This is a genomic window from Paenibacillus kribbensis, assembly GCF_002240415.1.
Classification (GTDB): domain Bacteria; phylum Bacillota; class Bacilli; order Paenibacillales; family Paenibacillaceae; genus Paenibacillus; species Paenibacillus kribbensis.
The window spans coordinates 2,967,242-2,988,460 of sequence record NZ_CP020028.1 but is presented as its reverse complement, the minus strand read 5'-3'; the positions used below and the strand labels follow the sequence as shown (position 1 = coordinate 2,988,460).

The window sequence follows — 21,219 nt, the reverse complement described above, 5'->3', positions numbered from 1 at the left end:
ATCAGAATAGCTTGCGAGGGCTTATTCGTCGTATAACCATATAAAAGACTAACTGTCGGTTATTCCGTTATCATAACTTAATTGCCATTCGATTCCGAATTGATCCTTAAGGCTACCGTAGCATTTGCTCCAAAATGTTTCTTGAAGCTCCATTTTTACGGTCCCGCCTTCTTTTAACTTATGAAAGACCGATCTGATTTTCTCCTCATCCTTATTGACGAAGGCGAGGCTGATGTTATTTCCGGCAACAAAAGACATACCGGGAAAAACATCAGAAAACATCACATTACTTCCATCAATGTTGAGCCGTGTATGCATGACCAAATTTTTCGCTTCTTCCGGTAGAGGATAATCGGGGTTGGGCGGTGCTTCACCAAACGTCATGATCTGTGGCTTCTCAGTCCCAAAAACCTCTGCGTAAAACTCTGCTGCTTCACGGCAGTTTCCATTAAAGTTAAGATAAACATCAACAGACATCTGGTTCACTCCTTTTTGGCTGATTTCTTAACAGATAAATTCTCACCTCTCATTATTAACCTGTGCACAAGCAAAAATACCATGTGTGTATGGACATTTAAATCGATTTTGTGAGAAGATTTTTGTTTCATTGCTTCTATTTTCAAAACAAACAGGCATTATGCCTAAAGTAATGGTATGATAGCGTAGTTACATCTGAACGACGACTATTGGAGTGATCATATGGGTGGAAAAAGCAAGGGCGGCGGAACCGGCAGAGGTACAGGCAGTAAGGGCTGGACACGCTGGAATAAAACAGCGAAGCCTGTCAAAAGAAAAAGCGCTTCTACAAGCGCACCGGGAAGCACGGCAGCAGGAGCTGCAAAAGGTGGCGTTGACGCCAAATCAAGTGGGAACAAGAGCCGCGGCAGAAGTAAGTGAGCCGAGCAAGTATAGGATTGTCTTCAAGGCGAACATCTGATTATGCATACGTAATCAGATGTTTTTTTAAATAAACCAGTGTAGAATGTACTTTCTTATTTATCCATATATCTCATATTACGACGTAAATTAGGTGAATCATGCGAATTAACAAGTTCATAAGCGAAACGGGATTCTGCTCCCGTCGGGAAACGAACAGATTGATTGCTGCGGGGAGAATTACGATTAACGGCACAGTTTGTGAAGCAGGGGCTCATGTAGAGCCACAGGATATCGTGCTGATCGATGGGAAAGCTATTCCGATTAACCGTAGTGAACCCGTATACTTGGCGCTAAATAAGCCTGTCGGCATTGTATGTACGGCAGCGGAGGAGGTGGCTGGCAATATTATTAGTTATGTCAATTATCCTTCACGCATTTTCGCCATTGGCAGGCTGGATAAAGCGTCAGAGGGGCTCATTTTATTAACGAACGATGGAAGCATTGTCAATCAAATGATGCGTTCCGAGCATGGTCATGAGAAGGAATATGTGGTGACTGTAGATAAGCCTGTTACAGATGAATTTACGCAGGCCATGTCTCGCGGCGTTGAAATATTGAACGTCATTACCAAACCGTGCAAGGTTGATCGTACAAGCGAGTTCGAGTTCCGAATTATTTTGACGCAGGGGTTGAATCTGCAAATTCGCAGAATGTGCAAGGCTCTGGGATACAGAGTGCTAAAGCTGGAGCGTGTCCGAATTATGAATATTACCTTGGATCATCTGGAACGGGGACAATGGAGACATTTGGACAGGGGGGAACTGGAAGTTCTTCTTTCTAAATTGAAATGATGGATACAACAAAAGTGCATTCCCGGTCAGATTCAGAGACTCATTCCAACTCTCACGGTTTCATTATCGTATAATGTACTGGTAGCATAACCGAAAAAAGGGAGATGAACGTTATCCATATTTCTCGATTGGATCATTTAGTTTTGACGGTTAGAAATGTGAATACAACCTGTGATTTTTATAGCCAAGTATTAGGGATGGAAGTTATCACTTTTGGGGAGGGAAGAAAGGCACTTCACTTTGGACAACAAAAAATAAACCTGCATGAAGTGGGTAAAGAGTTTGAACCCAAAGCAAAAATGCCCATGTCCGGTAGTGCTGATCTATGTTTTATAACGGATGTTGAGCTTTCGGATGTGATTTCCCATTTGGATAGCTGCGGAATACCTATTGAAGAAGGACCAGTACAAAGAACTGGAGCATTGGCTCCTATAACATCCGTGTATATTAGAGATCCTGATGGTAACCTGATCGAAATTTCGAACTATTAAATTGAACCCAACTTACGGGCAGATTAGTATTAAATAGATCGAAAATAAATTAAGCAATAAACTTGAGGATAATTTCCAAGTGTTGACATAGAAATATGCTGACTCAAATGATAGCTCTGCGGCATCCAGAGAGAGTTTTAACTATCACCCTCTTATCAACGTCCAATTTTGCTCCCGATCTTCCACCGATGGAGGAAGGATTATGGATAATTTCTCGAATATGGGAGCAATAGATTGGACGAACGAACAATCGGTAGTCGAATTTGTGATGGGTAGATCAAGAATTCTAGTAGGTTCAAAGCATCTTTTTGATGAAAATAAAATTTTTAAATTGGCAAAAGAAGATTTGGAAAGAGTTCAGTTAATGTGTACATTAGCTGAATAAAACAGCGGTAGTACTTTAATTTCCCATCCATGGCTGCCGCTGTTTCTATTACTAGAGTCAGTCTAATGTAGTATCGTTTTACTCTTTAACATTATACAAAATAATGCTTGTTTTCATTAACCCATTGAGTAAATGTTCTGGCTGGCTTGCCTGTAACTTGTTCTACTGTCGGTAGAACTGTATAGGCTCCTTTAGGAGGGTTTTTCCCAATCCCTATAATAAAGTATTCAATAAATTCATTGTCATAGCCTTTGCTTTTCCAATCTTGTTTTACTTGTTCTTCTGTAATTTCAACAAGATCAATGTATTTATCTGTAACTGCAGAAATTTGTTTAACCATACTTCTTGGAGACAATGCTTCTGATCCTGTCAAATCATATGTTCGTTTATCATGCCCTTCTTCTGTCAGTGCCCTTACTGCGACATCAGCGATATCAGCTTCATGAATTCTAGCGCTTAAACTATCGGGGAAAGCTGTACGAATAATTCCTTCTTTTTGGATTGATTCTGCCCAACCACTGTAAAGTGCATTTTTCATAAATTCCACTGGCTTTAATAAAGTCCATTCCATCCCGCTATTTTTAATAACGTCCTCAATTGGGTTCCCTTCAAAATCTATCAGAGCTACAATTCTTGCAACATTAGCTTCTTTTGCCATCTGAATAATTCTTTTGTTTTTTATAAATTTTTCGTCCGATTGTTCACTCTGAGTGATCAGAAACAAGCTATCTATAGTATGGAGATGTGCTTTTATAGTTTCGGGAATATCAAGATCACCTAGAACTACTTGTGCCCCTTTAGGCAAGTTGCCTTCCTTCCTTGACAATGCCTTTACTTCTATATCTTTTGCAAGGAGTTGTTCAACAATATAACTTCCTACACTTCCTGTTGCTCCTGTAACTAGAACTTTCATTCCTTATATCCTCCCGAGATTAATGATTTAGGCATTACTAAATTGCCAAGTAGCCTTCTTCGTAATATCCACTGCTATTTGAAGGTTACTTGGTTATAATAAAGTGTGGTGTAACACCATAGTCAAGGAGGGATTTCATGGAGAATAATGTTCAAACTCATTTAACTTCAGGACAATTTGCAAAAGTGATGGGTATTAGCAAGGATACTTTATTTCACTATGATCGACTTGGAATTCTTTCTCCTGAATTTAAAGCTGAAAATGGGTATAAATATTATTCAATTAATCAAATTGATGTTTTTAAAGTGATTTCAATACTTAAAGAATTAGAAATGCCATTAAAAGAGATAAAAGAATATTTAAATAAAAGGTCACCTCATGAGCTCATTGTCCTACTTGAAAATGAAGAGGCAATGCTGAATTCAAAAATTAAACAACTGCAAAAAATGAAAAGTATAATATCAGAGAAGAAACGAATTACCCAAGCAGCAACTGAGATTATTTCAACTGATATTATTATTGAGGAAAATAACGATGAGTTTTTGGTAATAACAGAGGCTGATCCTTATACAAATGATAAAAGTATTTACGATTCTATGATAAAACACGAAAAGTACTTGAACATTTATAGTATTGATGCCTCTCACACAGTAGGTTGGATGAGAGATACAAAAAGAGTTTTAGCAAATGAAGCATTCAATTATGATTATCTTTTTACTAGAGTTTGTAAAAAATCAAATTATTCGAATTTCAAGCGAAAAAAAGGAACATATTTAATCGCGTACCATACAGAGGGATACTCGAGTGTATGTGACACTTATGATCGAATAATAAATTATGCTAATGATAAGAGCATAGAACTACAGGGATTTTTTTATGAGGATGTCTTGTTAGATGATCTTTCAGTTAGAGGTTATGAAGAGTATTTAATTAAGATCTCTGTTCAAATTTTAAAGATGTAGATTAGAAAACACTACTATTAATTGGGGTGATCTACAGGTCGCAAGAGATAATGAATGCAAGCATTCAAAAAAACATGTTGAAAATAGTACCATATCGAACTATAATTTTAGTACGATATGGTACTTTTTTTGAAAAAATGGAGGTGCAAATGAGAATTATAAAAGGAAGATCTGTTTTTTTATCAGCATCCGTAGATGCATTGCTGGCTAGAATAGTTTCAAGAAAACACAGGGAATCTGAGGTTGATACTTTAACAGCAACACAAGCAAGGATTTTGTTTTATCTTTGGGCAAAAGACGAAATACCTATCCATGAAATCTCAAGGATTACCAATCTTCAAAAGTCAACTTTAACGAGTATATTAAGTAAGTTGGAAAAAGCAGGACATATCAGTTTTATGCCTTGTCAAACAGACAAACGGAAAACAATAGTTAAAGTAGTGAATAGAAATGAAAATCTAGTGAAATTGAACAAGAAGATTATTGATGAAGTCGGAGAGATTTTTTACAAGGGATTTAGCGAGGATGAAATAGCATTGTATCAAAGTTTCTTAATAAGAACTTTAGATAACCTGATAGAATGCGAGAATGAAAAAAAGTGAGAATCAAGGAGAGAGAATATGAATAAAAAACTAAGAATGGTATCCTTCGCACTTTTAGCAACATTGGCTTTTGCCACACAAAAGGAAAGTTTCGCAGCAGCTGAAAGTCCTCCTACAGATGTTATTCGTATGGCTCCTACCTATAAAGATGTGGTGTATGCAACCGTAACTAATGACGATGGAAAGAAAAAAGAGCTAAAAATGAACATCTTCAAGCCGGAGGGTGTAACCGAAGCAACTCCTGTCTTGGTGTATGTTCATGGAGGAGGATGGGTTATAGGGGACTATCAGGGCGATGATGCTCCTAAAGATGCAAAAAAGGAAACAGCCGCACCACCAAATCGATCAGCACAAATGACAGGTAGAGCCACAGATCAAGTGGCTACAGATTCAGCATACCAGGTTTTCAAAAAAGTATTAGAGGATAAAATTACTTTCGTTTCTATAGATTATCGGCTAAGTGGCGAAGCTATTTTCCCGGCTCCAATATATGATGTTAAGGGCAGTATCAGATATCTGCGTGCACATGCCAAGGAATACGGTATTGATCCAGAAAAAATTGCAGTAGCAGGAAATTCTGCAGGTGGACATCTGGCTACCGAACTCGCTGTTACTGGTGATATAAAAGAGCTTGAAGGTGATGTTGGGGGCAATCTTGAGTATTCAAGCAAAGTAATGGCTGCAGTTGATTTTTACGGTCCAACAGATATGTTTACCATGGGACCTGAGATGGACCCAACCCTGCAATCTCCTGAGGAGGCAGCCGAAACACATGACTCTCCACGAGCAGCTGAAGCCCAACTTCTTGGATTTGATAAAGAAGGACAAGGTGTGGCAGTCCTGAGAGATATTCGGGATAAACAACAAACCAATTCTCCTTATTGGGAAAAAGTAAAGTTGGCAGAATTGGCAAGTCCTATAAATTATGTATCTTCAGATGATCCACCCATGTTTATTGCACATGGAGGACGTGACAGTTTAGTATCTATTCAACAAAGTTGGAGACTTAGAGATACTCTTAACCATGCTGGAGTCGAAAATATTTTTATGTCTAACTCTAAAGCTCCACACGGAGGCCAGGGTGAAGATGTCAATAATGCAGCTATCAATTGGATAACAAAAAAATTGCTTAATAAGTGAGATGTTTTAAATATCTGATGTTATTTCATTAAAAAAAGGGAGCCTCATTTATGGAGGTTCCCTTACCCATTGGATATCAGGATGAAATTGTTGCTTGAACGGAAGATGCCGACCGAACAATAGGATCAGATCATTTTGTAGCGGAAAATGCTCATATGTGAGATGTCATAATGATTTTAGAACTCTATCCTGAGGGGTAGGGCTTTTTTTGGTTTGTTCTATTTAGTAAATAGTCTGTGCTCGTATGATGGAAGTCGGCCAATTTAATTAAAATCGTCGTTGGAATATCTACATCTCCACGTTCATAATTGCTATATATCCGCTGGCTACAATTCAGAAAATCTGCCATATGAGTTTGGGTCAAATCCTTATCTTCGCGTAAATTTCGAATTCGTGGGTACATCTTGCTCACCTCAAAACAAGAATACCCTAGCGAAATATTCGCTATTGATATTTAGCGAATATTTCGCTAAAATTATTTAGAAATGTAATACATATGAAGAGGGGGAAGAAGGTGAGTATCTTGGAGGATTTATATTATGGAAACTGTAACCCAAGTGAACGAGTAAAACCGAAAGATCCCGAATTGGAACTGGTATCGCAGAAAATATCCAAAACTATGGAAAGCCTGAAAATAAAAATGCCAGAACACGAGTACAAACTAATTGAAGAATTATCCGATTTACATGATAATTTGATCTCCATATTATCCGCTTCGGCTTATATAGACGGATACAAGTTGGGGGCATTAATGATGGTTGAAGTATTTGACGGGAAAGAAGGAGGGCGTTCTGCAGAAAAGACGATTCACAATTAAGGAATACAATATTAATTAAAGCCCTTGAAAGGTAGCTCTGGTCATACGGAGTTACCTTTTTTGTTTTTATTGAGCACAGGGAGGCAAAATCATAAACTTGAGTTATTCTGTTCTACCGGGTACGCCTTTTTTTCATTAGTTCTATTTAATAAATAGTCTGTACTTGTGTGATGAAAATCAGCTAGTTTGATTAAAATTTTCGTTGGAATGTCTACATCTCCACGTTCATAGTTGCTGTAAATACGCTGGCTGCAATTCAGATATTCAGCCATTTGTGTTTGGGTCAAATCTTTATCTTCCCGTAAATCTCGAATACGTCTATACATCCTACTCACCTCTATGCCAAGAATAGCCGAGTGAAATTATCGTTATTCATTTTTAGCGATAATTTCGCTATGGGTAAAAAGGATTATTGCAACTAGAGTGTGATTGATATATTGACGGAATTAGTTCCAACGGAGTGTTGAATGATCAACATGATTCTAAAAAATATAAGTTACTTTAGATATAGTGATCTTCGATTTATAACAGTTCATATGTCATATATTTTAAAAGGAAATATTAGGATAATAGATGGATATCCCTAAATATCCCCTTCTGATAATATTATTTCCATCTTATTTAAAGTGAGCGTGGATAAAATGGGCAGAATCATGGTCCCACCTGAAAAGCTTATAGAAGTAGCTGATCGTTTTTTGCAAGGGAAGCACGAGATGGAGCGTATGCTTAATTCTTTGAATAAGCAGATTACATTTGTCCAAGATGGCTGGTCTGGCGCTACCAAGGAGAAATTCTTCCATGATTTTCAGATAGCGCAACAATCTATGAGTGTGACATTAGCAGGATTATACAATGTATCACAGCAATTGATATTTATTTCAAAAAGCTTCGCTCAAGTTGATGGGGAGCAGGTGGTACTAGATATACCAGGAAGCGGCTTACCTGCCCAAACGGAATCTAACGGAGAACAGTGGTGGAAAAAAGTTGGAGATCAGTTCAATGAACTGGTGGATGATGTTACAGATGGTGCAGTGGACGTGGCACATAAAGTAGGCAATGAAATTGAATATGCGGTAGATGTGGGAAAGGAGTTTGTGTTGGGTTCATCCGCAGCTTTTACAGAGGATTTATCGCTTGGCATCCTTCACAAGGATTACGACTCCAATCATCCGTTTGCGAATGTGTTAGGGGGGCTCGCAGGACACACCCTTTCTTCCGTTCTAGGTGTTCTAGGGACAGTAGTAGGCGGGGCAGGAGAAGTAGGTTCATTCGCTTTGGACTTTACTGGAATTGGCGCGATCGTCGGCGTACCCGCAGGTGTAGTCTCGGCAGGCATGATGGCGGCGGGAAGCAGTCTGGCCTTTAAGGGTATCAGCGGAGGCTTCGAGCAGACGAAAGATATGTACCAGATGATGAAGGATAAAGATAGCAAAGCCCTTGAACCTTCCAAACCCTCAGATGTGAAAACAGAAAACACAACGAATATTGAAGGAGCTGAAGCTACAACCAGAACATATGAACCTAGCCCTAAACATGACCCGCAAAGTGGGTGGGGGAGTCCAAACCCAATTCCAGATGCTAAAACAGGACAAAATTTGTTAGATACGGCTTATTCATCATCAAAAAATAAACAATTATACAATATCTATGAAGGTAAACTTGTTAAGTTTCAGCCAGATGGTGAAACAGGCTGGCATCCTTATGAAGTTACGAATCCTGCTAAGGAGGTTCCTGCGGATGTATTGAGACAGTTGCTTAAAGACGGTAAGATTACGAGAGTAGAATACAATAAGCTATTAAAGAACAAGTGAGGTGCTTTACTTTGAGAACATTTGGAGATCAAAACATATTTGCTATCCATTATGAGTTTGTTAATAATCCTTTTAATGAAAGTAGTTTAATTGGTGAAACATGGGGAAAATTTCAATTGTTTGTTCATGGAATAGATGTTTGTCAGTATAAGAGAGAAAACAGCGTAACAACCTTTCAATGGAATCTAATATATATTGTTGAATGGTTAAGTGAAAATCTTAAGCATATTTTAACCGATGAAGCATTTCCTCTCCCTGTTGCAGGGCAAAACTCTCTTGAGCTTATGGATCATTGTTTACTGTTTGAGTCAGACGATGACGATGAATTTGATGCATGGTTCGATACGAAGCAAGAATGGGAATTTAAACACTCATGGTTCTCAAATAGGGCAGGATCATTCTTGCCGGACGTGTTTTTCAGGAGGGTTAAGGATGACATAGAGATTGCATGGAATAATGAATCGACATATTCATCGGAGGGTGTCACTTTTATAAATCCGACAGGAACTGAATATATTCCTATTGACGAGTTTAATTCTATCGTAAAAAAATTTATAGGAGATTTTTCGGATCGTCTTCTGCTTAATTCTAAAAATAAAAGCGATGCCGAGGAAGTATGCCAAAAAATAAAGGACTTGATCGAGTAGTATATTGCTAAGTACCGAAGGCAGCAGGACTATTAAGCGTTGATTTATGATGATGACAGGAGGTTACATAGAAGTGGAGGATTGATACCCCTCCTTTTCTACGTATATATTTATTGTCCATCAAAAGAAGATTGGATCAAAAGATATAAACAATATTATGGACTTCTCCATTGAGTGACTGTATAGATAATTTTTCTCAATCCTATGTGGAACAAAAAGGAACAGAAAGAAGTAGAAGCTGTCTCCCTTTGCAGAAAAAACTCTGCAAAGGGAGACAGCCTCTTTTTGCCGACCCATGCATAAGTTCTTGCACTGTCAATCATACTACAACAATCATTGGTCACGGTTGGGGCTTGTTGTTCCTCGTATCTTCGAGGCGATCCAGTACGATTTGCACGGCAATCGCATCATCCAGATAACCTAATGGAAATACATAATCGGGGATGATATCTGTGGCGGAGACGAAGTACAACAAGCCGCTGCCGAGGATCGAGCGCTCCTCCGGGGTGATGTTTTCGCTACTGTAGAGCTGATACATTCTCTTGAGCTCCTCAATGAACGGTCCCGCCCCGTTGACGCTTTTTACTTTACCGTGAAAATCATTGTGGATAATCCGCGCTCCTTCTTCGGTTAGGACATAGGGCTCGTATTTGCTCAGTTCTTTCTGAACCAGCTCGGCAGTAAACTGGTGGTCCATGAGGTTGGAGGCTTGAAGAATTTCTTTAATGCTGTTGATGGAGGAGTAGATATCATTTGGCTGGTTCTGGTGAATAGAGGAAGCGGGAGCACCATAACCAGCAGCTTGGAAGAGTGGAGCGGAAGGAACATCAAGATGAAGGGCAAAAGCTTCCAGATGTTCAGGCTTGGCTCTTTGCTTCCCGTTAACGATCCGCGATATCGTGGCCGTATCAATGCCGGTAGCGGCGCTTAGCTTTCGCATAGACAAAGAACGTTCTTTCAGCAAGGAGAGCAGTGTTTCGCCCAGTATGGCGTTTCTCTTCTCATCAGACATTTGCAGTTCACCTCACCTTGTGTTGGTGTTGAATCAAATGTTGAGGGAATCTCAACATTTTTAGAAATGATGAGCACCTTTTTGCAATATGCTCAATAGTATGACTGTAAACTGACAACAAGGAGTGAGAACCCCATGGCTGCTTGGCTTGTAATTTTTGGCTTTGCCATATCATCCAGTCTGGATAATTTGGGTGTTGGAATATCTTATGGGATTCGGGGTATTCGTATTAACTATTTATCAAATTTAATCATTGCGGTTATCTGTTTTATTCTTAGCATGATAGGGATCATATCCGGTCAGTGGCTGGCGAAGATTCTTCCGGGCGTATTACCCGTCCTGATTGGAGCGTTATTGCTGTTCATTGTCGGTGCCCGCATCATTCTGCTGGCAGTACCGCGTAAGAAGCAGGAATCCAGCCAGGACGGTGAAGAGGAGGCTGCGTCGGGCGGATCACTCGAAGGAATTCTGCAAAACCCCGAAACCGTGGATAAAGACAAATCAGGCTCTATAGGTTACCTTGAGGCAGTGGTGCTGGGGGTTGCACTTGCCGCTAATGCCGTTACGAATGGGATCGGTGCAGGCCTGATGGGAATGTCACCACTTGCGATCTCTCTGACTGCGGCAATCGGCAGTTATATCACGGTCTGGCTAGGTATGATCCTGGGACAAAAAATGTCGGCGATTCGCATCGGTTCCTTCACATTAGGTCAGTTCAGCACGGTCTTAAGCGGAGTTATCATTATTTTGATTGCTTGCAATTCTTTCTTTAAGTAAGTGTAGAGTTGGAAAGGAGAAATTCATAGTAAACACGGACATCTTTTAGCGATTGTCGAAAAAGCGATTGTCGAAAAAAACAAAGCGACCATGCTTAGTATGCATGATCGCTTTTATTTTAAAGTTAAAATGGACCGCATAGGTGATCCATTTGTACATTCCTATTTTATTAATGATGCCACCACGATTCCACAATTTGATGAGCATGTTGCGGTTGATATCCTCTTCCTATGAGGTAGGAAACTGCTGCCGCCTCTCTTAAAGCATGCTCCGTAGAAATGGTCTGTGCTTCCCACAAACCATTTTTTACCCAAGGCTCCACTACTGCTAATGTTTCATGTTTTAAATTGTGCATATCAGACGATTTCGGATAATGGCTACACATATGAGTCGATTGCGGATAATAACTATATGCCAATTATTTTTCCTCCTTTTTTTCTAGTAAGAATACACTAGCATATGCCCATATTGTTTTTTGGTGAGCCCAAAATTCTCAACTATGGTTTTGGGACTTATATGAATATGTATTGTATTTTTATTTATCAAGCGCCAATTAAAGCTGTCCGAACCCTTGCTAAAATTCAACATATGGCATGCTTCGCCTATGACAATTACCCTACACATGTTAAGCAGTTCAATAGGAGGTGCCTTGCTTATTTCAGGGATTGACTTTGTCTTTTCCTTGTGTCTGTCGGAGCATTCGAAAGTTGACGATACTGCATTATAAAAGATATTATATATAGATTAAATCCTGAATTGAGGTGAACCACCGAACATGAAGTATTCTAAAGCGACGAACTATGCCCTTCACACCATGCTCTTTTTAGTAGTATTAACTCCTAATAATAAGCCTGTTGGTGTACAACAGTTAGCGGATCGGCAAGGGGTTTCACCTACTTACTTGTCTAAAATACTGACCAAGCTGGTCAAGGCGGGAATGATTGAATCCACTTCAGGTGCCAATGGAGGTTATAGATTGAAGCGGAACTGGGAGGATATTTCGTTTCTAGATGTCATTCATGCGATTGAAGGCACAACTTCTTTGTTCGATTGTTCTATGAACCATGAAGCAGAATGCTTGATTCAAAAAGTAATGGTTTCAGCGGAGAGCAAAATGGATGAGCATCTTAGAAACCAAAAGCTGTCTGAACTTGCTAAAGAAATAAAATTGGTTCTGTGAGCCATATTTATTTCAGATTGACTATAGATATAAAGAATCTTTTATATATTTCAAGTGGACTATAGAAGTGGCCCATGTAGGGCCGCTTTTTTTGGTTTTGAAAAGCATTGAGGTACTAGTTGGGGGAAATAGAGTTTCAGATAGATCAATATTTTACAGGCCCATTCCTTACCTTAAAAGGAGTGGATTTTTGCATAGTCGCTTTAAATAGGTTTTAGATCAAGCAAAAAAATATAAACAACACATTTAATTGAGGCGCTAGCTTTAGCAGCACATGGAAGTACCACTGGATTAAATGGAGCTAGCGGGCAGGGAAAAGCTCAACAAAATTGTGCAGATGACGCAGGAAGAGGGTGAAGGAAAAAAATTATACAAAGAATTGTTCCTCTGATTATTCCCCGACTTGATAGTATTAAAGATATCCTGGAAACCACAAAATGAACTCAAAAAAAGCTTTTTTCTTCTTGTTGACTCAGAATCATTCTTTTATGCTATGGGTATGCAAAGGATTTTCGAAATATTGAAAGCGTTTTCGCTTTCCAGTGGACTATAGCGTCTTCTGAAAATGTAGCTTTAAATAGACTGATAAATAAAAAATGGAGGTAATACGTTTATGATTAAAAAGCTTTCGGTGTTTATATTAGCTGTTACATTATTGCTGAGCTGTTTACCAATGATGTCTGTTCATGCTGCTAACAATGCAATTGCAAAACTTCCAGGGAATTCAAATCCTCTGATAGACCATAAATTGGGGGCCGATCCCTATGCGCTAGTCTACAATGGAAGGGTTTATATCTATATGTCAAGCGATGCGTATGTCTATAATAGTGACGGAACGGTTAAAGATAATGATTTTAGTGCACTTAATAAAATAAACGTCATATCTTCTGCTGATATGGTGAACTGGACAGACCACGGTGCAATTCCGGTCGCAGGATACAATAATGCAAATAATGGAACTGGCATTGCAAAATGGGCATCACTCTCATGGGCTCCGTCGGTTGCACATAAAAATATAAACGGTAAGGATAAATTCTTCCTTTATTTCGCAAATGGTGCCTCAGGTATTGGTGTGCTAACTGCAGACACTCCGATAGGACCGTGGAAAGACCCACTCGGAAAAGCTCTTGTTACACAAAGTACAGCTGGAATGTCCGGAGTTACATGGCTTTTTGACCCGGCAGCATTGGTGGATGATGATGGAACAGGATATCTGTATGTTGGTGGAGGTATACCCAATACCTCGGATCCAGCGTCAATTGCAAATCCTAAAACAGCCAGAGTTCTAAAATTGGGCACTGATATGACTAGCATTGTTGGAAGTGCAGTAACCATTGATGCTCCTTACATGTTTGAAGACTCCGGAATTCATAAGTATAACGGCAAATATTATTATTCTTATTGTATCAATTTTTCCGGAACGCACCCGTCAAGTTATCCGGCAGGTGAAATCGGCTACATGGTGAGCAACAGTCCAATGGGGCCCTTTACTTATAAAGGGCATTTCCTGAAAAATCCATCTACTTTTTTTGGAGTTGGCGGAAATAACCATCATGCTGTGTTTAACTTTAACAACCAATGGTATGTCGTGTACCATGCCCAAACGGTCAGCAAAGCTGTATTGGGGGCTGGAAAAGGATATCGTTCCCCGCATATCAATAAGCTTGTGCATAATGCTGACGGCACAATACAAGAGGTTCAGGGAAATATGGCAGGCATATCTCAGTTAGCCAACCTTAATCCATACAATAGGACTGAGGCTGAAACGATCGGATGGAATGCAGGTATTACAACGGAGGTAAGTCAAGCAACTGGCGGTCCAACAAATAATCTTGATGTGACCAATATACACAATGGAGACTGGATTGCTGTAGGAAACGCTGACTTTGGCTCTGGCGGAGCGAAGACGTTTAAAGCAAATGTAGCATCAAATGTAGGCGGCAAAATAGAAATACGTCTTGATAGTGCAACGGGTGCTCTTGTTGGAACTCTTGATGTCAGTTCTACTGGAGGAACACAAACCTGGAAGGAAGTAGAAACCACAGTTAGCAATGCTACCGGTGTTCACAAGGTTTTCTTAGTGTTTACCGGAACAGGGACTAAAAACTTATTTAATATTGATTACTGGCAGTTTACACCCAATACTGCTGGAGCAACCAGGGTTGAAGCCGAGAATATGACCCTTGGCGGTACTTACGCTGGAAAGATCAGTTCTCCTTTCAACGGGGTCGCTTTATATGCTAATAATGATTACTCTGCGTACACTCAGTATTTTGCCAACTCCACCCATAGTATTTCGGTCCGGGGGGCTTCGAATAACTCCGGTACCGCCAGAGTTGACTTGCAAATAGGAGGAACCACAGTCGGTTCCTTTTATTTTACCGGAACTACGCCGACGGTCCAAACCTTGTCCAATATCAACCATCCAACCGGAAATCAAGAAGTTAAACTGATCGTAACTACTGATAACGGGACTTGGGATGCATACGTGGATTATTTAGAAATTAATTAACGGTTTATGAAGAAGAACCTATGAAAGATTGGGAGGCGTTCACTTGTATAAGAGAATAGGCATATTTTTGGTGATTTTACTACTGTTCATGAGTATGATGTCGAGCACTTCTGTATTTGCGGCTACTACTTTTAACAATCCGTTTATATATGCTGATACTCCAGACAACGATGTGATCAGGGTGGGTAATGCATTTTATATGACTAGTACGACTATGCACATGAACCCCGGAGTTCCGATCATGAAATCTTATGATCTCGTAAATTGGGAAATCGTAAATTATGTTTACGATACGTATGCCAACGATGATGCACAAAATCTTAACAACGGGAAAAACGAATATGGAAAGGGCTCGTGGGCAAGCAGTCTTAGATATTATAACGGTATCTATTATGTGTCTTTTGGCTCCAATTCTACCGGCAAAACATATATTTATCAAACCAGTAATATAGAAACCGGACCATGGACATCATCTGTGCTTAACAGCTATTATCATGACGCCTCGTTGCTGTTTGATAATGGACGTGTATTCTTGGTCTATGGCAGTGATAATATCAGCATGATCGAGCTCACTGCAGATGCAAAAGCAATCAAATCAGGGGGACTTAATCAGGTGATTATTCCCAATGCAAGTAATATTGCCGGTTCCAGCTTCATCGTCAAGGCCGAAGGAGCTCACATCCAAAAGATCAACGGAATGTACTATGTATTCCTCATATGCTGGCCATCGGGAAGCAGCCGCACCCAACTAACCTACCGTGCAAGCAGCTTGATCGGACCCTACACAGGTCGGGTTGCATTGAGCGATTCAGGCATTGCACAAGGAGGAATTGTTGATACTGCCTCTGGCTCCTGGTATGCCATGCTGTTCAAAGACAGCGGAGCAATTGGACGTATGCCGTATCTTGTTCCGGTTACATGGTCAAATAATTGGCCGGTATTTGGCGTTAACGGCAAGGCTCCCCTTACAATGAATGTCCCTGTTGGAGGTTATCCGGTTAAGAAAGTCTATGCATCCGATGAGTTTTCATCTAGTGCGACTCTTGCAAAGGTGTGGCAGTGGAACCATAACCCTGACAATACGAACTGGTCCCTTACACAGCGTCCTGGATTTATGAGAATGACTACTGGAAAAGTGAGCACAAGTATTCTAGACGCCAGAAATACGCTTACGCAAAGGACATTTGGACCGAAAAGTACAGGAATCATTGCAATGGAAACAAGCGGTATGAAGGACGGGGATTATTCCGGTCTTGCAGCATTTCAAGCTAAATATGGGTTCGTAGGCGTAAAGATGTCCGGGACTTCCAAATCGATTGTTATGGTGAATGCCGGTTCGGGAGCCATGACTGAAGTGGCAAGTGTCCCGTTTTCCCAGAACAGAGTATATTTTAAGGTTCTCTGTGATTTTACAAATCAAACAGATAAAGCATATTTCTACTACAGTCTTGACGGTACCAATTGGACGACTATAGGCAATACGCTTCAGATGTCATATACCATACCGCACTTTATGGGATATCGTTTTGCTTTGTTCAATTATGCTACTAAATCCACTGGTGGTTTTGTTGATTTTGATTATTTACACTTGCAGTAATAAGAGAACAGGAAAGAATGCATCCGCAACATCCGTCAGGAGGGTTGCGGATGTTATTATGACTTTATTTTTTTCTTGTGAAGTTATTTCCATCCCCTGCGACTTCTCCAACCAATTTGGGTAAACTAATATTATCTTTACCCAAAATCCAACCGAAAAGAGGTGATGTCCCATGACAACGAATAGCAAATCCAATAGATTAGTACATGAGAAATCTCCTTATTTACTCCAACATGCTCATAACCCAGTGAACTGGTTTCCTTGGTCAGATGAGGCTTTTGAAGTCGCCAAGCGGGAAAATAAGCCCATTTTCCTCTCCATCGGCTATTCCACTTGTCATTGGTGTCATGTAATGGAAAGAGAGTCGTTCGAGGACGAAGAGGTTGCGGAGATATTAAACCGGGACTTCGTATCCATTAAGGTGGATCGGGAAGAACGTCCGGATGTGGACCATATTTATATGTCCATCTGCCAGACGATGACCGGACATGGAGGCTGGCCGCTGACGATTCTGATGACGCCGGATCAGAAGCCTTTTTTTGCGGGTACGTATTTGCCCAAGGAGCAAAAGTTTGGCCGTGTCGGTCTGTTGGAGTTGTTGGACAAGGTGGAAACCCGTTGGAAAGAACAGCCTGAAGAGCTGATGGAATTAAGTGAGCAAGTGCTGACAGAGCATGAGCGGCAGGACATGCTTGCAGGGTATCGCGGTGAACTGGATGAACAGAGCTTGAATAAAGCCTTCCACCAATACAGCCACACCTTTGACAAGGAATATGGTGGCTTTGGAGAAGCACCTAAATTTCCTTCTCCGCATATCTTGTCCTTTTTGCTGCGATATGCACAGCACACTGGAAATCAGCAGGCACTGGAAATGGCAGAGAAAACGCTGGATGCGATGTATCGGGGTGGAATTTACGACCATGTGGGCATGGGGTTTTCGCGGTATTCAGTGGATGAGAAGTGGCTGGTGCCGCATTTTGAAAAAATGCTGTATGACAATGCTCTGCTCGCCATTGCTTATACGGAGGCTTGGCAAGTGACGGGCAAGGAGCTGTATCGGCAGATTACAGAACAAATTTTTACATATATTGCAAGGGAGATGACGGATGCAGGAGGGGCCTTCTATTCGGCAGAGGATGCGGATTCCGAAGGAGAAGAGGGGAGATTTTACGTCTGGGACGACTCTGAGGTAAGGGCAGTACTGGGGGATGAGGATGCTTCCTTTTTCAACGACTTGTATGGGATTACGCCTTATGGTAATTTTGAAGGCCACAACATTCCAAATCTGATTGATATCAATCTGGAAGCCTACGGGCTGAAGCATGACCTCACTAAACAAGAGTTGGAAGATCGGGTACGTGAGCTGCGAGACAAGCTGTTTGCGGCCAGGGAAAAGCGGGTTCATCCTCACAAGGATGACAAGATCTTGACCTCGTGGAACGGGTTGATGATCGCTGCATTGGCCAAGGCAGGACAGGCTTTTGGGGACGTCACCTATGCGGAACGGGCACAGAAGGCAGAGTCGTTCCTCTGGAGCCACCTGAGACGAGCGGACGGGCGACTGCTGGCGCGTTATCGGGATGGCGATGCGGCTTATCCCGGATATCTGGATGATTATGCTTTTTATGTGTGGGGCTTGATTGAGTTGTATCAGGCGACCTTTGATGTACAATATCTGCAACGGGCGCTGACGCTCAATCAGAATATGATTGACCTGTTTTGGGATGAGGAGCATCATGGTTTGTTCTTTTATGGGAAGGATAGTGAGCAGCTCATTGCCAAGCCTAAGGAAATCTACGACGGTGCGATCCCGTCCGGCAACAGCATCGCGGCCCATAATTTGGTGCGGCTGGCACGGTTGACGGGTGAAGCCCGATTGGAGGACTATGCAGCAAAGCAGTTCAAGGCTTTTGGGGGTATGGTTTCTTATGATCCGCCAGGATATTCGGCCTTGCTAAGCTCGTTGTTGTACGCGACTGGGACGACGAAGGAAATTGTGATTGTAGGACAGCGTGATGACCCACAGATGCTTCAATTCATTCGGGCGATTCAAGCTGGATTCAGGCCGAATACAGTTGCTATTTTGAAGGATGAAGGACAGTCTGCAATCGCAGACATAGTCCCTTATATCCGTGACTATACGCTCGTCGACGGTAAACCGGCTGTGTATGTGTGTGAGCATTTTGCCTGCCAGGCACCTGTAATGACTCTTGACGATCTTAAAGCTTTGCTGGATTGAATAGAATGAAATAAAAGCAAACCTGATCCCCTTTGGGGTAGCAAGCATATGGCATTTTATGAAAAATGACCTTATGTATGCCACCTTCAAGGGGATTATTTCATGTTAAGAGGTAGGCATAGTGAGTTGAAACTAACATTTTCTTAACATCTATAGCGTATTTTTTTTAATATTTTTTAGGTATATTACATTAAGGAAACGGTTCCAACGAGCCTTGCTGCATTCGAAATTAAGCACAAAGACCTACTCGCTACTATGTTTATAACTTTTTGTGTACAAGCATTTTAGGGGGAGTTGATAAAGAACGAAAAATGGATTTGTCGAGTGAACATCACTGGTAACACGAAGTGGTTCACCATAAACAAGCATTCTTAATAATGAAATGGAGATGTTGATGATGAAGAAGTTTTCTAGAAAATGGCTCATGGGAGGGAAGCTCAGCAATAACTTTAAAATGAAGCTGATGGCAGCTTTTATCGCTTTTTTGATCATACCGTCCTTGATTATTGGGGGGTTGTCGTTTATGAGCGCCAGCCAGCAGATTCGAAAGCAGATTGAATATAGCGCCAAGCAGGCTATTATCCGCACTAATTATGTTATTGACAGTGCTGTTTCACCTAAGGTATACGACGCAGAATATTTTGCTGAGAGGCTAAAAGGCAATCGAGTAGAGACGGAGGAAAAGGCAGCAGAGCTGGAGGAATTTCTCAAGCAATATATTACACTCCATCCTGAAACAGAATCCATTTATTATGGCTCAAAAGAAGGTAAATTTACTACCTATCCGCAGAAGGAATTACCCGATAACTATGATCCTCGAGTTAGACCTTGGTATGAGGAAGCCATGAAGGAACAAGCCAAAACAGTGATCAGCTCGCCCTATCTCTCTGCATCCTCCAAGCAAATGACAGTCACGGTGTCCAAGGCCACGCCAGATGGTTTGGGTGTTATTGGCATTGATCTGAAGATTAGCGGAATTAAAGAGACTTTGAACGATATTAAAGTAGGCCATGAGGGTTATGCCATATTGCTGGACAGCAATCGTACTTACATTGTTCATCCGACGAAGGCAACAGGCGCCAAAATTGCAGATGCTGAAGCACGCATGTATGAGAGCGACGCGGGTGAATACGAGTATCAGTATGAAGGTCAGCCCAAATATATGAATTTTGCGACTAACAAGCTGACAGGCTGGAAGATAGGCGGCACGCTGTATTTATCTGAAGTGGATGAAGCAGCACAGCCGATTTTGATCAGTACTTTGCTTACGATTGTCGGGTGTCTTGTGGTAGGCATAATCATTGTCTATTTCCTGATTCGTTCGATTATCAAGCCTATTATAAAATTGAAGGAACAAGCGATGAATGTGAGCGCGGGTGACCTGACGCAGGACATTCAAGTGAAGAGTGAGGATGAGATCGGACAATTGGGACTGGCTTTCAGAAATATGCAGGATAACTTGCGATCTGTCATTCAGAACGTAGGGGATAGTGCAGATCATGTCGCCAGATCCTCGAACGAGCTAACGGTAAGCGCAGAACAAACCAGTGCTGCAAGTGAGCAGGTGTCTCAGGCTGTCCAGGAAATTGCCAGCGGAGCGGAAAAGCAGACTACAGGCCTGGAAAATAATTCGGTGTCGCTGGATGAAATTGCGCAAGGGGTTACGCAAATCGCGGAACGCTCAGTTTCGGTAGCGGATTTGGCCAGACGATCCTCATTGCAAGCAGAGGAAGGACGAAAGTCCGTTGAGCAGACGGGAGAACAGATGGATTCCATTCACCAGTCGGTAGAGCGATCTAACCGGATGATTCAAACCTTGCAGGCCCGTTCTCAGGAAATCGGCGAAATTACGAAGGTTATCGGTGATATATCCAATCAGACGAATCTGCTGGCCCTGAATGCAGCCATTGAGGCGGCCAGAGCAGGTGATCATGGCAAGGGCTTTGCGATCGTTGCTGATGAGGTGCGCAAGCTGGCAGAGCAATCGCAGGCATCTGCTACACAGATTGCCACATTGATTACCGAAATTCAGCGTGAAACGGAAGCGACGGTGCAGACGATGAACCAGGTTACGACTGAGGTACAGGATGGGCTGCAGATTTCCAAGGAGACGATTGTCAAGCTGGGACACGCGATGGAGGGCATTCGAGAGACAACACCTCAGGTGGAGGAAGTCGCTGGGATTGCACAACAGATATCAGCCAGTGTGCAGGAGATTGCAGCGACAGCCAACGAACTGGCGACGATTGCAACCGGTAATGCTGCTACATCAGAGGAAGTCGCCGCATCCTCGCAGGAGCAGCTGGCTTCCATGGAGGAAATATCGGCTTCTGCTCAGATGCTGTCCACAATGGCTACTGAGTTGAAGTCGATGATCAGTCGTTTCAAATATTAAAACGGACTT

The 21,219-nt window shown here is 41.5% G+C and carries 22 protein-coding genes; 16 read left to right on the top strand and 6 right to left on the bottom strand.

Going from position 1 to position 21,219, the window contains the following annotated elements; translation table 11 throughout:
* Positions 1-48 precede the first annotated feature (48 nt).
* A complete protein-coding gene (locus tag B4V02_RS13435; RefSeq protein ID WP_094155180.1) occupies positions 49-477 on the bottom strand; it encodes a VOC family protein in 429 nt (142 codons plus the stop codon).
* 222 nt (positions 478-699) lie between these two features.
* Here B4V02_RS13435 and B4V02_RS13430 point away from each other — a divergent pair, with 222 nt between their 5' ends.
* From B4V02_RS13430 to B4V02_RS27225, 4 genes are all read left to right on the top strand, one after another.
* On the top strand, positions 700-897 hold the full coding sequence (locus B4V02_RS13430; RefSeq protein WP_094155179.1) for a DUF3934 family protein: 198 nt from the start codon (positions 700-702) through the stop codon (positions 895-897).
* 140 nt (positions 898-1,037) lie between these two features.
* On the top strand, positions 1,038-1,730 hold the full coding sequence (locus B4V02_RS13425) for a pseudouridine synthase (protein WP_094155178.1): 693 nt from the start codon (positions 1,038-1,040) through the stop codon (positions 1,728-1,730).
* A 104-nt stretch (positions 1,731-1,834) separates the two neighbouring features.
* Positions 1,835-2,221 carry a VOC family protein gene (locus B4V02_RS13420; RefSeq protein WP_208618679.1) on the top strand — a complete coding sequence of 129 codons (387 nt, stop codon included), beginning with the start codon at positions 1,835-1,837 and terminating at the stop codon, positions 2,219-2,221.
* A 202-nt stretch (positions 2,222-2,423) separates the two neighbouring features.
* The gene (locus tag B4V02_RS27225) at positions 2,424-2,606 is read left to right on the top strand and encodes a hypothetical protein (RefSeq protein WP_244188325.1); all 183 of its coding nucleotides are present in this window, start codon (positions 2,424-2,426) and stop codon (positions 2,604-2,606) included.
* A 91-nt stretch (positions 2,607-2,697) separates the two neighbouring features.
* Here B4V02_RS27225 and B4V02_RS13410 read toward each other — a convergent pair whose 3' ends face one another.
* On the bottom strand, positions 2,698-3,519 hold the full coding sequence (locus B4V02_RS13410; protein ID WP_094155177.1) for an SDR family oxidoreductase: 822 nt from the start codon (positions 3,517-3,519) through the stop codon (positions 2,698-2,700).
* Positions 3,520-3,656: 137 nt separating this feature from the next.
* Here B4V02_RS13410 and B4V02_RS13405 point away from each other — a divergent pair, with 137 nt between their 5' ends.
* The 3 genes from B4V02_RS13405 to B4V02_RS13395 all read left to right on the top strand — a co-directional run bounded on the left by B4V02_RS13405 (position 3,657) and on the right by B4V02_RS13395 (position 6,223).
* Positions 3,657-4,481, top strand: a complete 825-nt coding sequence (locus B4V02_RS13405) for a MerR family transcriptional regulator (RefSeq protein ID WP_094155176.1) — start codon at positions 3,657-3,659, stop codon at positions 4,479-4,481.
* 149 nt (positions 4,482-4,630) lie between these two features.
* Positions 4,631-5,083, top strand: coding sequence for a MarR family winged helix-turn-helix transcriptional regulator (locus B4V02_RS13400; protein WP_094157006.1), 453 nt, complete (start codon positions 4,631-4,633; stop codon positions 5,081-5,083).
* 18 nt (positions 5,084-5,101) lie between these two features.
* The gene (locus B4V02_RS13395; RefSeq protein WP_094155175.1) at positions 5,102-6,223 is read left to right on the top strand and encodes an alpha/beta hydrolase; all 1,122 of its coding nucleotides are present in this window, start codon (positions 5,102-5,104) and stop codon (positions 6,221-6,223) included.
* Positions 6,224-6,407: 184 nt separating this feature from the next.
* Here the strand turns inward: B4V02_RS13395 and B4V02_RS13390 are convergent, their stop codons facing one another.
* Complete coding sequence (locus B4V02_RS13390; RefSeq protein WP_425270790.1) at positions 6,408-6,572, bottom strand: helix-turn-helix domain-containing protein; 165 nt, start codon at positions 6,570-6,572, stop codon at positions 6,408-6,410.
* A gap of 165 nt (positions 6,573-6,737) precedes the next feature.
* Here B4V02_RS13390 and B4V02_RS13385 point away from each other — a divergent pair, with 165 nt between their 5' ends.
* Complete coding sequence (locus B4V02_RS13385; RefSeq protein WP_094155173.1) at positions 6,738-7,040, top strand: DUF6809 family protein; 303 nt, start codon at positions 6,738-6,740, stop codon at positions 7,038-7,040.
* An 89-nt stretch (positions 7,041-7,129) separates the two neighbouring features.
* Here B4V02_RS13385 and B4V02_RS13380 read toward each other — a convergent pair whose 3' ends face one another.
* Positions 7,130-7,366: a helix-turn-helix domain-containing protein gene (locus B4V02_RS13380; protein ID WP_094155172.1), complete on the bottom strand. Its 237-nt coding sequence runs from the start codon at positions 7,364-7,366 to the stop codon at positions 7,130-7,132.
* Positions 7,367-7,681: 315 nt separating this feature from the next.
* Here B4V02_RS13380 and B4V02_RS13375 point away from each other — a divergent pair, with 315 nt between their 5' ends.
* Both B4V02_RS13375 and B4V02_RS13370 read left to right on the top strand, forming a co-directional pair.
* Positions 7,682-8,851 carry a WXG100 family type VII secretion target gene (locus B4V02_RS13375; RefSeq protein WP_094155171.1) on the top strand — a complete coding sequence of 390 codons (1,170 nt, stop codon included), beginning with the start codon at positions 7,682-7,684 and terminating at the stop codon, positions 8,849-8,851.
* Positions 8,852-8,862: 11 nt separating this feature from the next.
* Entirely contained in the window at positions 8,863-9,498 is a 636-nt protein-coding gene (locus tag B4V02_RS13370; protein WP_244188324.1) for a DUF5984 family protein, read from the top strand.
* A 340-nt stretch (positions 9,499-9,838) separates the two neighbouring features.
* On the opposite strand, the gene B4V02_RS13365 is transcribed toward B4V02_RS13370, so the two are convergent.
* A complete protein-coding gene (locus tag B4V02_RS13365; RefSeq protein ID WP_094155169.1) occupies positions 9,839-10,510 on the bottom strand; it encodes a DUF1232 domain-containing protein in 672 nt (223 codons plus the stop codon).
* A 135-nt stretch (positions 10,511-10,645) separates the two neighbouring features.
* Here B4V02_RS13365 and ytaF point away from each other — a divergent pair, with 135 nt between their 5' ends.
* Positions 10,646-11,287, top strand: a complete 642-nt coding sequence (gene ytaF / locus B4V02_RS13360) for a sporulation membrane protein YtaF (protein WP_094155168.1) — start codon at positions 10,646-10,648, stop codon at positions 11,285-11,287.
* 169 nt (positions 11,288-11,456) lie between these two features.
* On the opposite strand, the gene B4V02_RS13355 is transcribed toward ytaF, so the two are convergent.
* On the bottom strand, positions 11,457-11,705 hold the full coding sequence (locus B4V02_RS13355) for a hypothetical protein (protein WP_244188323.1): 249 nt from the start codon (positions 11,703-11,705) through the stop codon (positions 11,457-11,459).
* 357 nt (positions 11,706-12,062) lie between these two features.
* Between B4V02_RS13355 and B4V02_RS13350 the strand changes: the two genes are divergently transcribed.
* The 5 genes from B4V02_RS13350 (at position 12,063) to B4V02_RS13325 (ending at position 21,210) form a co-directional block, all read left to right on the top strand.
* Positions 12,063-12,467, top strand: coding sequence for an Rrf2 family transcriptional regulator (locus B4V02_RS13350; RefSeq protein ID WP_007430432.1), 405 nt, complete (start codon positions 12,063-12,065; stop codon positions 12,465-12,467).
* Between the two features lie 613 nt (positions 12,468-13,080).
* Positions 13,081-14,979 carry a carbohydrate-binding protein gene (locus B4V02_RS13345; RefSeq protein WP_094155167.1) on the top strand — a complete coding sequence of 633 codons (1,899 nt, stop codon included), beginning with the start codon at positions 13,081-13,083 and terminating at the stop codon, positions 14,977-14,979.
* Between the two features lie 43 nt (positions 14,980-15,022).
* A complete protein-coding gene (locus tag B4V02_RS13340) occupies positions 15,023-16,576 on the top strand; it encodes a glycoside hydrolase family 43 protein (protein ID WP_094155166.1) in 1,554 nt (517 codons plus the stop codon).
* A gap of 172 nt (positions 16,577-16,748) precedes the next feature.
* Positions 16,749-18,815, top strand: a complete 2,067-nt coding sequence (locus B4V02_RS13330; RefSeq protein ID WP_094155164.1) for a thioredoxin domain-containing protein — start codon at positions 16,749-16,751, stop codon at positions 18,813-18,815.
* A 397-nt stretch (positions 18,816-19,212) separates the two neighbouring features.
* On the top strand, positions 19,213-21,210 hold the full coding sequence (locus B4V02_RS13325; RefSeq protein ID WP_094155163.1) for a methyl-accepting chemotaxis protein: 1,998 nt from the start codon (positions 19,213-19,215) through the stop codon (positions 21,208-21,210).
* The last annotated feature ends 9 nt before the right edge of the window (positions 21,211-21,219 follow it).

Excerpts from the sequence above, each read along its gene's own strand:
- B4V02_RS13330 (WP_094155164.1), top strand. The coding sequence starts at position 16,749 with ATGACAACGAATAGCAAATCCAATAGATTAGTACATGAGAAATCTCCT.
- B4V02_RS13350 (WP_007430432.1), top strand. The coding sequence starts at position 12,063 with ATGAAGTATTCTAAAGCGACGAACTATGCCCTTCACACCATGCTCTTT.
- B4V02_RS13390 (WP_425270790.1), bottom strand. The coding sequence starts at position 6,572 with ATGGCAGATTTTCTGAATTGTAGCCAGCGGATATATAGCAATTATGAA.
- B4V02_RS13420 (WP_208618679.1), top strand. The coding sequence starts at position 1,835 with ATGAACGTTATCCATATTTCTCGATTGGATCATTTAGTTTTGACGGTT.
- B4V02_RS13375 (WP_094155171.1), top strand. The coding sequence starts at position 7,682 with ATGGGCAGAATCATGGTCCCACCTGAAAAGCTTATAGAAGTAGCTGAT.
- B4V02_RS27225 (WP_244188325.1), top strand. The coding sequence starts at position 2,424 with ATGGATAATTTCTCGAATATGGGAGCAATAGATTGGACGAACGAACAA.
- B4V02_RS13405 (WP_094155176.1), top strand. The coding sequence starts at position 3,657 with ATGGAGAATAATGTTCAAACTCATTTAACTTCAGGACAATTTGCAAAA.
- B4V02_RS13400 (WP_094157006.1), top strand. The coding sequence starts at position 4,631 with ATGAGAATTATAAAAGGAAGATCTGTTTTTTTATCAGCATCCGTAGAT.
- ytaF (WP_094155168.1), top strand. The coding sequence starts at position 10,646 with ATGGCTGCTTGGCTTGTAATTTTTGGCTTTGCCATATCATCCAGTCTG.
- B4V02_RS13365 (WP_094155169.1), bottom strand. The coding sequence starts at position 10,510 with ATGTCTGATGAGAAGAGAAACGCCATACTGGGCGAAACACTGCTCTCC.
- B4V02_RS13430 (WP_094155179.1), top strand. The coding sequence starts at position 700 with ATGGGTGGAAAAAGCAAGGGCGGCGGAACCGGCAGAGGTACAGGCAGT.
- B4V02_RS13345 (WP_094155167.1), top strand. The coding sequence starts at position 13,081 with ATGATTAAAAAGCTTTCGGTGTTTATATTAGCTGTTACATTATTGCTG.
- B4V02_RS13425 (WP_094155178.1), top strand. The coding sequence starts at position 1,038 with ATGCGAATTAACAAGTTCATAAGCGAAACGGGATTCTGCTCCCGTCGG.
- B4V02_RS13325 (WP_094155163.1), top strand. The coding sequence starts at position 19,213 with ATGAAGAAGTTTTCTAGAAAATGGCTCATGGGAGGGAAGCTCAGCAAT.
- B4V02_RS13410 (WP_094155177.1), bottom strand. The coding sequence starts at position 3,519 with ATGAAAGTTCTAGTTACAGGAGCAACAGGAAGTGTAGGAAGTTATATT.
- B4V02_RS13395 (WP_094155175.1), top strand. The coding sequence starts at position 5,102 with ATGAATAAAAAACTAAGAATGGTATCCTTCGCACTTTTAGCAACATTG.
- B4V02_RS13380 (WP_094155172.1), bottom strand. The coding sequence starts at position 7,366 with ATGTATAGACGTATTCGAGATTTACGGGAAGATAAAGATTTGACCCAA.
- B4V02_RS13435 (WP_094155180.1), bottom strand. The coding sequence starts at position 477 with ATGTCTGTTGATGTTTATCTTAACTTTAATGGAAACTGCCGTGAAGCA.